A 12,032-nucleotide genomic window follows, 5' to 3' on the forward strand; every position below is an offset into this window, starting at 1 on the left:
TCGACGCAGTTTCATCGGAGGCGATTTTGGCACTCACCGTCACGAACGCAGTCCCAGCTTTCGACAGAGCCAGCGGCGGCGAGCGCATCACCCTCACGGGGACGGACTTCGCCAGGTCGGTCCGCGTCAAGTTCGGGGACGTGAAGGCGACGAAGGTGGAGCGCGTCAATTCGACAACCCTGATTGCCACAGCGCCGGCACAGCTGGTGGCCGGCCCCGTCACCATCACCGTGACGAACGACCCTGGCTACCTCTACGACGGTGGGCCCACCGCCGCGTGTGGCACTCCCTTTCGCTACTACCCCCACATCAAGAGCATCGATTCGCACCTGCTGCCCACCGCGGGCGGCGCCGTGACGATTCATGGCGAAGGCTTTCCCGTGGGAGCCCAGGTCCAGGTTCGCAGTCCCGGTGTTGGCAGCATCGACGCGCTGATGGTGACCCGTGTCTCGGCCACGCGCATCACTTGCACCCTTCAGCAGCATCCGCTCGGCCCCGCCGAGGTCTGCGTGCTGATTCCGGGCGACCTCGTGGCCTACGGCTTCGGCATCCGTTTCTGTGAGCCGATGATCCACTCGATTTCCCCGGGACGCGTCAGGCCTGGGGGTGGCACGCAGGTGACCATCACCGGGCAATATTTCGTGCACAACTCGGCGGTCACCTTCAATGGCATGGCCGCCGCCGCCGTGGCCTTCACCTCGTCGAAGGAGCTGCGGGTCCACACGCCCGCGCATCCAGCAGGGCCCGTCCAGGTCGTGGTGACGAACCCCGCCCTGGGCGCCGTGGTGGGGGTGTCGCCAGCCCCAGTGGTGGGGGCCTCCAGCGGGATCCTGGATGCTTTCGAGTTTGGTGCCTCGGAGGTCGTCAGCATCGACCCCCCCAGAGGGCCCGTGGCGGGAGGGACGCAGGTCACCATCAAGGGGCGCGGGCTGCTCACGCTCGCGGTGAACGGAGTGCAGATTGGCGGCGCGGCGGTCAATGCGCTCCTCGTGGACGAGAAGACGGTCACCGCGACGACGCCGGCGTTCGCGCCTGGACCGGTCAACGTCTCGGTCCAGAACAGCCTCGGCGACCCGGTGGCGGTCCTGGCCAATGGCTTCACCTTCGTCCCGCGTGCGACCGTCACGGCCGTGGACCCCGCGCAAGGCCCCGAGGGCACCGAGGTCACCATTCAAGGGACGAGCTTCGAGAAGGGCGCGGAGGTCCGGTTCGGAGGCGAAGACGCCACCGACATCAAGGTCCTCTCCCCCACCGCGATACGCTGCAAGGTCCCCGCCCATGCCCATGGCGCGGTCGACGTGGAGGTGCAGAACGACGGCGGCGACACGGGCACGCTCGTCAATGGCTACACGTACACCGGCTTCCGGGTGGAGCCCCGGCGCGGGCTTCCCGCCGGTGGGGAGAACGTCACCATCCACATGCCGTTCCTCCCCCCACCCGGCGCGGCGGTGACCTTCGACGGCACCGCGGCCGCATCCGCCGCGGGACCGGACTTCGTGGTCACCACGCCTGCCCACGCCGTGGGCCTGGTGGACATCGACGTCGACGGTGAGACGCTGATGGACGGCTTCGAGTATGCCGCCATCACGAAGGTAGAGCCGAACGCCGGTCCGCCCGGGACCACCGTGAACATCCATGGCGCGGGCTTCGATGGCACCACCGCGGTGAGCTTCGGTGGGGTCGCCGCCGCGCCCGTGACCATCATCTCCGCCAACCAGCTCAGAGTCGCCAGCCCGGTGCACGCCATGGGCCCGGTGGACGTCGTCGTCACCCAATCCGGTGCCGGCACCTTCACCCAGGGCTACACGTTCCAGCCCGCGGCGACCGTCACAGCGGTCGAGCCCGCGACGGGAACGAGCGCGGGCGGCACGGACATCACCGTCACCGGAACCGGCTTCGTGAAGGGCGCTGGCGTCTTCATCGCGGGCGTGGCCGCGACGAACGTCGAGGTCATCTCCCCCACCACCCTCACCGCCAGGACACCGGCCGCGGCGGTGGGCCCTCCGTTCGCGGCCGTCAATGTGTCCGTCCTCAACCCCGGCGCCGGCGGCCCGAGCGTTGGCAACAACCTCTGGACCTATCGGAATCCGCCCACCGTCACCGCGAACGCGCAGCCCGCGCAGGGCCCCGACACCGGCGGACGCGCCATCACCGTCACCGGAGCCGACTTCCTCCCGGACGCGAAGGTCCTCGTCGATGGGCAGGAGGCGGCGGACGTCGAGGTGGTCAATGCCACCACGCTGCGCTGCCGCGTACCCGCGCACGCCGCCGGTCCGGTCTCACTCGCGGTACAGAACCCGGGAGACCCCACGCCCGGCCCCATCCGGGCGAATGCCTTCACCTACGTCGTCGATCCCCACACCTCGACGGGAGGCAACTTCGCGCAGTTCCTCCTGGACGGAGAGAACTTCTTCGGCTTCCTCGAGTACGGGTTCGAGCAGGTGCGCCAGGCCCCGCCGGACCCGAAGGGGCTCACGTACGTCCGCCTCGCCTACTGGAACGCGCACGATGACGTCACCATCGGAGGCCGGGCCGTCTTCGGGCACCCCAACCACCGGCTCCTTCACGCCATCGAACGGGTCGTCCGGGCAGGACATCACGTCGAGGTCATCCTGTGGCGCCCCAATGCCCTTGAGAGCAAGGTCGACATGGGCCGCGGGGTGTTCAGCTCCAACGCGGACATGGCGAAGCACCTCTATGACATGGATGTCGCCATGGCGGCCGTGGAGGGCGCCGGACGGGTTCGCGTCTACTTCGAACACTCGGAGGGAGAGACGGGCTCCTCCATCCACCAGAAGATTGCCATCTTCTCCATCCGAGGCATCCGTCACGCGGTCATTGGCGGCCTGAACCTGTCGAACGCCTACTTCGCGGCGCCCGACCATTCGTTCCCACCACTCGCCAACCAATGCCAGCCCTGGCACGACGCCGCCATCTACATCCGGGGCCCGGCCACGGATGACGTCGAGCGCGAGTGGATGCGGCGCTGGCGCAGGACGGAAGCCCTCGAAGCCACGTGGTATGGCATGGCGAACATGTATGGATACAACGGCGAGTTCCTGGCCCGCGACTTCTCCTTCTTCGAGAGTGCGACCGTCCGGCGCCGGGCCATCGAGACGGTGGACAACACCACGTTGCAGCCTCACGACATGCAGAACACCCCGGTGACGATTGCCGTCACGCGTTCCGAGGGCACGACGCGCCACACGCATATCCGGGACAAGGTCATCGAGCGCATCAACGCGGCCAACAACTACATCTATTTCGAGAACTACCACTTCTCCGACCCGGATCTGGTCCAGGCCATCGTCGCGCGTCACCGCGCCCTCACGTTGGCCGGCGGCAACCTCCGCGTCGTCGTCGTCATTCCGCATCCGATGGATGCCGCGTCGGGCTACATGACGCGCCGGGCCTGGCTGCACTTCGCGCTCACCTTCGAGGACGGGAGCGTCGCGCCAGCGGCGCCCTATTGCACGCGCGTCGTCTACGACATCGGGGCCGGCCCGGTGACGGTCCTGCGAGCAGCCTGTGGGGCCAACTGGAACGTCTTCGACTGCTACAACCCGGCGGCGCCGACGGCGACGAACTGGCTCGAGAACGACACGCTGACGTTCGATGCCGGAGCGGGCCCCGTCGTGGTCCGGTTTCATCAGATTCTCGCGGTCGAGTCCGCGATGCACTTCTACACTCCCCAGTACATCCATCCGGGACCGCCGGCGTCCCGCAGCAACACCGTCTACACGCATTCGAAGGTCGCCGCTTTTGACGGCCAGTGGCTCGTGGTGGGCTCGGCGAACTGGTCCTTCCGAAGCATGCAGTATGACGGGGAAATCAGCGCCTTCGTCGACTCCGCCCCCCTCACGACCCTCACGGTAGCGAGCCTCCTGAATCACTACAACACCGCGATTCCCACTGGCGCGGTGACGCCGTTGAACGCGGAGGCCGCGGCCCGCCATAACGCGGGCGCGCCAGGGATGGACCACATCAGCCTGTTCCCGTGCGAGTACTACAACTCGGGGGCTCCGCTGGCGGCCGGCAATCCCATCTTGGCGTTCCCGCGCGCGGTACCGCCGTCTCCGAGCCTGTCGACCCTCAGGGCCTTCATGGCCAACCTGAGCTACCCCAATTACACGTGGCTCTGACAGCGGAGAACCGGGCCACGCCCTGGCGGAAGGCGGTGCTGGCCAGGGAGACAGGTTCAAATCCTGTCTCCCCTTCCCTTCCCCGGTTCCGAGCGGATCAGGTGCGCCGGAAGGCGCTCGCGTCGGGCAGCCCGCTGCCGGAGGTATCGACGCCCATCGCTGTGAGGAGGCCCGAGAAGATGTCCGCCTCGTTCGCCTCCATCTTGCCGGGCAGGGGCGCGCCGGTGCGCGGGTCGAAGCCGTAGGTCAGCGTGGTCTTCGGATCCACGCCTCCCAGCACCGTGTTGCCCCGGACCATCGGCGAGAGGATCATGAAGCCGTTGTTGAGGTCATGACCCGTGCCGAACCGACTGGCTCCCTCCGACCGTGTGCGCGTGCGCCCGAACTCGGTCGCCATGTAGATCAACGAGCGATCCCACAGGCTCTCGCCACTCGAGTCGAAGGGCTCCGATTTGAGCAGCTCGATCAGCTTGTCGATCGTGTCCATCATGCGCGACCACATGAAGGCCTGGACCGAGCGGTGCTCATTGTGGCTGAAGTCGTAGGCCAGCGGTGGGTTGGTGAACTGATTCGATGAACCGTACGCGATGTTGAACGACGGGCCCAGTGTCACCGAGACCGACACCCGGTTCTTGATCAGCAGGAAGGCCAGCGCCGCCTGCGCCTCCACGGGATCCGTCATGTAGTTCGGGAACACCGCGCGCAGCCGATCCGCGTCGGGGGAGCTCGACAGGCCGTACTCCGAAAGCGGCGTCTCCGATGGATTGTCGGGCATCATGTTGAGGCGGCTGATCAGCTCCTGCACCTCCAGCGAGGCCTGCCCCGAGGTGCGCTGCTCGTTCCAGAGCTTGAGCGCCGCCGCATCGTCGAAGGTCTTCCCGAAGACCGACTGGGCATCGAGCGAGTTGCGCACGACTCGGGCCATGTTCACCACGTCGCGGGAAGGCACGTCCTTGATGCCCTTCATACCATCCAAGCCCAGGGGCCAGAACGAGGGCTTGGTCACCACCTCTCCATAGCAATAGGCCGGCAGGGAGGTGTCGGTGCCGCGCTCGGAGAAGCCCCCGTTGCCCATGTTCACGTTGGGAAGGGGGAAGCCCGCGCCGTACTGGAGGGCCACACACTCCTGCAGGGTGCGACCGCGCCAGGCGTTGCTGCCGGTGAGGCTGCGCTTCTGCGCGATGACGTGGTTCACCGACGTGCCCACCGAGGTGGCCACCAGCATGGAGTCCTTGTACTTCTTCACGAAGGGCAACTGGTCCGTCTTCAACTTCATGGGGATGCTGCCCAGAACATCGGCATCCACCTTCACGGCACGAAACGGAGAGCCGTCCACGCTCTGCACCTGCGCGTCGGCGAAGGTGTTGAGCTTCGCGGCGTCGCCACCCGCCGCCGTCGTCTCCGAGGCTCGCACCGCCAGCATACTGTCGACGATGGAGGCGCCTCCCACGGCGCCCACTACGATGAGGAAGCGAGGCTTGCCATCCAGGCGTGCCTGGCGCACGCCTCCGAGTTGCTCGAGGGCCGCCGGAGTATTGAGTCCTTCTCGGCACCCCGTCAGCAGGGGCCCCAGGGTCGCGGAGCCCGCCGCGCACATCGACAACGCCTTCAAGATTTCCCGGCGCGAAAGCCGTCCATTGTTTCGCAGTGACATGACGTTCCCTTAGAAGAAGATGGATTCGGCGGAGGAGAGGACGGCGAAGCAGGACGCGGTCATCCAGTCGCGGCCCGGCGTCTGGCTGCCCGAGGCTTCGATCTGGGTGACCAGTTGCGACAGGGCGCCCACCTCCGCCTCCGAGGGATCTCGCAACAGGGTGCGCTGGTAGAGCGAGGTGATGGCGTCGCGGACCGGCGCACCGTCCCGGTGGGTCAGGCGCCCCTGCGCGTCAAGCTCGAGCCCCTTGAAGAAAACAGCCTCCCCAGGGGTGGTGACGTCGAGCGAGACGCGCCGGGCGCAAGCCGCCAGCGCCACGCGGTCGATGACGTTGGGAGTCGTCGCGCCCGTGACCTTCAGAGGCTCGAAGAGGCCGACGACATACGGATCGACACCGTTCAGGACCACGTTGTGCACGTCCGTGGTGCAGGCGTACTTGCCCAGCTCGTTGCACACCTGCTCCGGCGGCAGGGACATCGCCGAGGCGAAGTGGGCCGTCAGTTGCTCCGGATTCTTGAAGCGCAGGTTGTTGCGCGAGGAGCGGGTCACCTCACCATTGGAGCCCGTGCCGGCATCGACGGGCGGCGGCGTACCGGCATCCGGCACCGAAGGAGCGGACGACGGGCACGCGGAGAGGACACAGGCGGAGGACAGCAGGAACACGCGAAGGAAATCAGGGCGCACCGTAGGCCTCCGTGCGGATCAGGTCATGAAGCATGCGCTGCACGCGGTACTGGTGCGTGCCCTTGAAGCGCTTCCAGGTGGCGACGAACTCGGCGTTCTCCTCGGGGGTCGGGGGATGGCCCACGAGCAGCTTCCAGTAGTCGGTGACAGCCGCGATGGCGAAGGCATCGCTGTTGGCTCCGACCTCCGCCCACTCGATGACGCCGTTCACCTTCTGGCCGAAGAGGTAGCCGGTCTCCGGTGTCTGGGTGATGATCGGAGAGACATTGGAGAAGTACTTCTCGAGGCGGTTGGGTACGTAGTGCCCCGAGGTGGGGTAATCATAGATGTAGATCCCCTGGTAGTTGCGGAAGGGATAGGTCAGTGGATCGAGCGTGGCGTGGCAGGCCGCACAGGCGGGTGAGGTCACGCCCGCGTGGTCGTAGTCGCGAGGCTCGCCGGGTACGCTGAAGAGGCCCTCCTGCTTGGCGATGTCGAGTCCGAGGTACGCCCGGTAGGCCTGCGACGCGGCGTTGCGCGGCATCGCACTGAACATCACGAAGTAGAGGATGCTCCACTTGGAGGTGAGGTTACCCGCGCGGTGCGGCTCATCCATGACTTGCGTCGGCAGCGACGGCACCGGCGTGTAGCGGGTGGGGTTGGTGTCCCGGCGCACGTAGTACTTCGCCGTCATCACCTCGCGCGCGTCGTGGTCGTCGATCTGCGTGTAGGTGTAGAGCGCGTAGTCGTCGTAGTAGTCGGCGAGGGGATTGCTCCCCGTGTCCTCCGGGCCAGCCTTGAACGTGCCCAGCGGGCGGATCTTCGGATGCGCCAGCTTCCACAGCTGCCCGTTCTTGCCGCGCCAGAACTCGCTCTGAGCGCACCGGTCCAGCTCGGCATCCATCCGAGCGAACTGGTCGTCACGGCTCAACGCACTGAACTCCTTGAGCTGCTCGTAGGTGGGCGGCACGCCACAGACGTCGAGCAGCAGGCGCTTGTACGCGAAGCGCGTGTCGTAACGGCACACGTCGTATTGAGGATTGGTGTCACCCGCCTGGCAGCGGCCGGTGTCCACGGGCACGCTGGTGGCATCGCCCGGGAAGGTGCCGCGCTGGATCTCCTCGAGGTTGGACACCCCATCACCGTCGGCATCCTCCGCCTCGACGGCCTTGAGCGCCGCGGGGAGCGCGTAGGCGAAGTCCGTATCGGACAACGGGCGCGCGGCGCCAGGGGCCAGGTGGGGCTCCAGCCCGGCGCCAAAGACATTTCGCTGGGGTGGCGCGATGTGACAGTAATTGCAGGAAGGCTGCTGTCCTGTACACGCAGGCGCCGAAGGATAGGTGGAGCAGAACACGCCTCCCGCGGGAGGCTTGGCCGACGCGCCCCCCGCAAGGCAGAGGGTGGCTGCCAGAATGAGTCGTCGAAGCACCAGTGCTCCTTGTGTGAGTGGAAGAGGGTTCTGCGGGAGAGACACTCACGCGGCGTTTAAATGAAAAAACGGCGATACGTTTTTTCCTGGAAGCCACGTCCCCGCGGAGCGGCTTTCTGTTCCGGGCGCCTGCTGTGTCCCTATGGGCGAGGGCTGAAGCAGGAAGAAACACGAGTGCTGGGACGCTAGCTTGCCAACCGCCGCATCCTTACAACGCCGACAGACTCCTCGATGTAAGCTCCGGGATCCCCATCCCCGCAGCGAGGCGAGGCAGTTCGTGGCAGGACCCACCCCACCAGCCTTGAAGGTCATCCCTGGAGAACAGAAGGACCGGCGCGAGTTCCTGCGAGAGCTGTACACGACGTATGGCGGAAGCGTGTACGGGCGCTGCCGCTATCTGTTGAAGGACGCCACGAAGGCCGAGGACGCGATGCAGGAGGTGTTCGCCCGCGCCCTCACCCACGCGCACGAGCTGCGCAACGGAGGCTCGCCCCTGGCGTGGTTGATGAAGATCGCCACCCACCACTGCCTCAACCTGCTGCGCGCGGAGCGGGCCCCCTGGCGACGCTGGTTCGAGCAGGACGCAAAGGCCCTTCCAGAGGGAGATGGGGGAGAGCAGAAGATGGAGGCGCGCGAGCTGGTGCGCTCACTGCTCTCCCGGGTGGACCTGGAGACGCAGGCGGCGGTGGTGCACTACTGGGTGGATGGAATGACGCTGGAAGAGGTGGCCGCGATCCTGGAGCGCTCGGTGCCCACGGTGCGCAAGCGCCTGGAGCGCTTCGCCGCCTTGACGAACGAGGAGCTGAAGGTCCCATGAGCGCTCACCCGTCAGAATGGACGCTGCGGCGGCTGCACGCTGGCGAGCTTCCCGGTCCGGAAACCCAACAGGCCCAGGCGCATGTGTCCTCGTGCGCCGAGTGTCGCGAGGTGATGAAGGGCTTCGAGGCGAACCAGGCCCGCTTCCAGGAGGAGGTTCCCTTCGATCGATTCGAGGCCGGCGTGGAGCGCGCCCTGCGCAAACCGTCAGCGGCGCCTTCACGTTCCCGGTTCAATGGAGTGCTGATCGCGGTGGCGGCCACGGTCCTGCTGGCGGTGGGAATTCGACCGCTGCTGTCGTCCTCCCCTCCCCTCAACCGGCTCAAGGGCGGAGCTTCCTCGGAGCTGCGCATCGGCGGCGAGGGGCCCCAGCGTACCGTCCTCCCAGGCGACACCGAGGAGCTCCTGCCCGGCGAGCGGGTGCGCCTGGGGTACGTGGCGGGGCCCTACCCGTACGTGATGGCGGTGTCCGTGGACGATACCGGCGAGGTGTCGACGCTCTACTCCGCGCTGGGGCTGAGCCTCCCTGTCGAAGCAGGGGCCGGAAGACACTGGCTGCCTGAGAGCGTGCAGTTCACGGGCACGGGCTATGAGCGAGTGGTGGTGGTGCTCTCCGAGAGGCCGTTGAGCGTGGACACCGTGCAGGCGGCGGCACGGCGGGCCTGGGAGGCCGCGGGAGGCAAGGTGGAGGCCATGTCCACGCTGGGCGTGGAGGGCGAGGAGCTCCACTGGCTCCTGCGCAAGCCATGAGACGCCTGGCTGGCCATGCCTGGGTGCTCGTCCTGGGGCTGTTGCTGACAACGGCCGTGCAGGCCCAACCGCTGCGCCGCTTCGCGCTGGTGGCGGGCAACGACGAGGGCGGCGCGGACACTCGGCCCCTGCGCTTCGCGCGGGACGATGCGCGCAAGATGCACGACCTCCTGGTGCGGCTGGGCGGCGTGGAGCCTGGTGATGCGCGGCTGCTGCTGGACGAAACCGCGGAGGACTTCCTCCTGGCACTCTCCAAGCTGGAAGCGCGCGCACGAGAGGCACGGGCTCGGGGCGAACGCACCTCGCTCCTCGTCTACTACTCGGGCCATGCGAAGGACGGCTCGTTGCGGATGGGAGACAGCGCGCTGGAGCTGGAGGCGCTGAAGCGCCGGCTGGCGGCGACGCCCATGGACATCCGCATCGCCATCCTGGATTCGTGCCGCTCCGGGGCGATCACGCGGACGAAGGGAGCCCGGCGCGCTCCGGCCTTCGCCATCGATACGGACGCCGTGCACGAGAGCCGGGGGCTCGTCATCCTCACCTCCAGCTCGGCGAACGAGGACTCGCAGGAGTCGGATCTGCTGGGCGGCAGCTATTTCTCTCACCACCTGGCCAGCGGGCTGATGGGGGACGCGGACCGCTCCGGGGAGGGTCAGGTGACACTCTTCGAGGCCTACTCCCATGCCTATGCCCGCACCGTGGCGGACACCGCGGACAGCAGCGCCGGTCCCCAGCACCCGACCTTCAGCTACGACCTGGCGGGCCAGGGCGACCTGGTGTTGACGGATGTGCGCGGGAGCAACGAGGGACTGCTGGTGCCTCGCACCGCGCCCGCGGGGGCCTACTACTTCGTGAACCCGCGTGGCCTCGTGGTGGCGGAGCTGCACAAGGCCGAGGACTCCGAGCGGAAGCTCGCCCTGGCCCCGGGCACGTATACGGTGAAGCGGAGGATGGCGGACCGGCTGCGCGTGGGCGAGGCCGAGGTCCGGCGCGGGTCCACCACGGTGCTCGACGAATCGCAGCTGCGGGACACGCCCTTCTCGGATGATCCGGTGAAGGGCGTGCCTTCCCGGTGGCGCGAGCCCCGCTCGTATTGGACGGCGGGTCTCTCCCTCGGACACCAGGCCTTCTTCGATGCCCCTACCCGCGAGAGCCTCTTCCCCTACACGCCCATGATGGGCCTGGAGGTGGGCCTGCACGACTACTTGCGCGAGGGCTGGAGTTGGACCTTCGACCTGGCCCTGGGCACGAAAAACGCCACGCTCGAGCTCCCCACCCTCTCGGTACCGCGCTACCGCTATTCGCTGCTGACCGTGGGCACCTCGCTGGTGGCCGAGTGGCCCCTGGGTCGCGTGTCTCTCATCATTGGACCCCGGCTCGCCTACAACGCCATGCGCCGCGACTTCGAGGACGCGAGCTTCCCGGATCAAAAGTATGGAGTGCTCACCCCAGGCCTCGTGACCGGCTTTCGCTGGCGGTTCTCGAACCGCTTCGAGTTCAACGGGAGCACCCGCATCCACTACTTCTTCTACAACGTCGATTCTCAGCGCTCCCTCGGGTACTGGGAGTTCATGCTGCAAGTGAAGTACCGCCTCTGAAAGGACAGACATGATGCGGACCCGGCTCCTCCTTCTGGGCTGCCTCGCCACCGCGTGCGGTGGGAATTTCTCCAACGGCGATCTCGAGTTCCTCAACGCGCTGCCGACGCAAGAGGACCTGGCCGCCAAGCTGCCCGGATCCGAAAGTTTCGAGAGAATGGGACTCGACCTGGGTGAGCGCTCCCAGCTCTACGTGAACACCCGCCAGGCAGCGGATGGCTTCAACAGGGTGCCCGCCGAAGGGCTCTTCCTCATGGAGGAGCTCCGAAAGGATTCTCCGACGACACGCGCGCCGAATCTCCGCATCTGGGGGCCCCTGGAAAACCCGCGTCATCCCGGCCTCGAGACGCGACTCAAGATGGAGCGCAAGCCCGAGGGCTTCCTATACAGAATCGAGTTTCGCCTCATGGGTTCGGACGAGGGGGCGTGGTGGCCCGTCGCGGAGGGCAGCGCCTGGCCGGACGGAGGACTCCGCAAGGGAAAGGGGACGTTGAGCATCCTCACGGCGGAGATGAGGAACCACGGCATCCACGAGCCCTGGCTCACGAACCTGGAGCGGGTGGACATCGACTACCAGACGAGTGCACCGCCCATGAGCGTGCGGATGGACTTCGTACCAACCGCCCCCGGGAGTGCGGCCAGGCAGAGCTACGCCTACCGCGAGCTTCCTGACGGCCTGGGTGAAATGAGGTTCCAGAGTGAGGACATCGACTTCGTCCCCGGCGAACAGAAGGAGAAGGTGACCGTCCTCAGCCGCTGGACGCGAGACCAGGGGGGCATCGGAATCCTGGAGGCGACAGGCGGAGACGTGCCCTCGGGCTCCACTGCCACCCTGGTCGAATGTTGGGATGCCAGCTTCCGTGTCACCTACAGGAAGAGTGACACGAACGAGGTGGGCAATGCCTCCGCCTGCCCGGACGTCTCCGCGCTGGGGGATTGAGGCGTGTGTGGCACTGCGCGCGGTTGGAGTTGAGCGGGTT

Annotated in this window: 8 protein-coding genes; 5 read left to right on the forward strand and 3 right to left on the reverse strand. The window is 67.0% G+C overall.

Translation table 11 applies throughout. The features are described from left to right. Positions 1-26: 26 nt before the first annotated feature. Positions 27-4,142, forward strand: coding sequence for an IPT/TIG domain-containing protein (locus F0U60_RS27085; RefSeq protein ID WP_395803667.1), 4,116 nt, complete (start codon positions 27-29; stop codon positions 4,140-4,142). A gap of 97 nt (positions 4,143-4,239) precedes the next feature. On the opposite strand, the gene F0U60_RS27090 is transcribed toward F0U60_RS27085, so the two are convergent. Genes F0U60_RS27090 through F0U60_RS27100 form a run of 3 tightly spaced genes read right to left on the reverse strand, consistent with a single transcriptional unit; the run spans position 4,240 to position 7,888 of the window. Further along, positions 4,240-5,796 (reverse strand): hypothetical protein, encoded by a 1,557-nt coding sequence (locus F0U60_RS27090; protein WP_395803669.1) that lies wholly within the window; start codon positions 5,794-5,796, stop codon positions 4,240-4,242. 9 nt (positions 5,797-5,805) lie between these two features. Next, positions 5,806-6,480 carry a hypothetical protein gene (locus tag F0U60_RS27095; RefSeq protein ID WP_395803671.1) on the reverse strand — a complete coding sequence of 225 codons (675 nt, stop codon included), beginning with the start codon at positions 6,478-6,480 and terminating at the stop codon, positions 5,806-5,808. Then, a complete protein-coding gene (locus F0U60_RS27100; RefSeq protein WP_395803673.1) occupies positions 6,470-7,888 on the reverse strand; it encodes a hypothetical protein in 1,419 nt (472 codons plus the stop codon). The genes F0U60_RS27095 and F0U60_RS27100 overlap by 11 nt, the downstream gene beginning before the upstream one ends. Before the next feature lie 277 nt (positions 7,889-8,165). On the opposite strand from F0U60_RS27100, the gene F0U60_RS27105 reads away from it, so the two are divergent. The 4 genes from F0U60_RS27105 to F0U60_RS27120 are packed head-to-tail and all read left to right on the forward strand — an operon-like array spanning position 8,166 to position 11,992. Then, positions 8,166-8,705, forward strand: coding sequence for an RNA polymerase sigma factor (locus F0U60_RS27105; RefSeq protein WP_395803675.1), 540 nt, complete (start codon positions 8,166-8,168; stop codon positions 8,703-8,705). Continuing rightward, positions 8,702-9,454: an ACP synthase gene (locus F0U60_RS27110; RefSeq protein ID WP_395803677.1), complete on the forward strand. Its 753-nt coding sequence runs from the start codon at positions 8,702-8,704 to the stop codon at positions 9,452-9,454. Before F0U60_RS27105 ends, F0U60_RS27110 begins: the two co-directional genes overlap by 4 nt. Then, entirely contained in the window at positions 9,451-11,052 is a 1,602-nt protein-coding gene (locus F0U60_RS27115; RefSeq protein ID WP_395803679.1) for a caspase domain-containing protein, read from the forward strand. Before F0U60_RS27110 ends, F0U60_RS27115 begins: the two co-directional genes overlap by 4 nt. Positions 11,053-11,062: 10 nt before the next feature. Beyond that, a complete protein-coding gene (locus F0U60_RS27120; protein WP_395803681.1) occupies positions 11,063-11,992 on the forward strand; it encodes a hypothetical protein in 930 nt (309 codons plus the stop codon). The last annotated feature ends 40 nt before the right edge of the window (positions 11,993-12,032 follow it).

This window comes from Archangium minus (genome assembly GCF_044360475.1).
GTDB lineage: Bacteria > Myxococcota > Myxococcia > Myxococcales > Myxococcaceae > Archangium > Archangium minus.

Bases quoted from the DNA above. Each gene is read 5' to 3' on its own strand.
- F0U60_RS27115 (WP_395803679.1), top strand. From the start codon at position 9,451: ATGAGACGCCTGGCTGGCCATGCCTGGGTGCTCGTCCTGGGGCTGTTG.
- F0U60_RS27110 (WP_395803677.1), top strand. From the start codon at position 8,702: ATGAGCGCTCACCCGTCAGAATGGACGCTGCGGCGGCTGCACGCTGGC.
- F0U60_RS27120 (WP_395803681.1), top strand. From the start codon at position 11,063: ATGATGCGGACCCGGCTCCTCCTTCTGGGCTGCCTCGCCACCGCGTGC.
- F0U60_RS27090 (WP_395803669.1), bottom strand. From the start codon at position 5,796: ATGTCACTGCGAAACAATGGACGGCTTTCGCGCCGGGAAATCTTGAAG.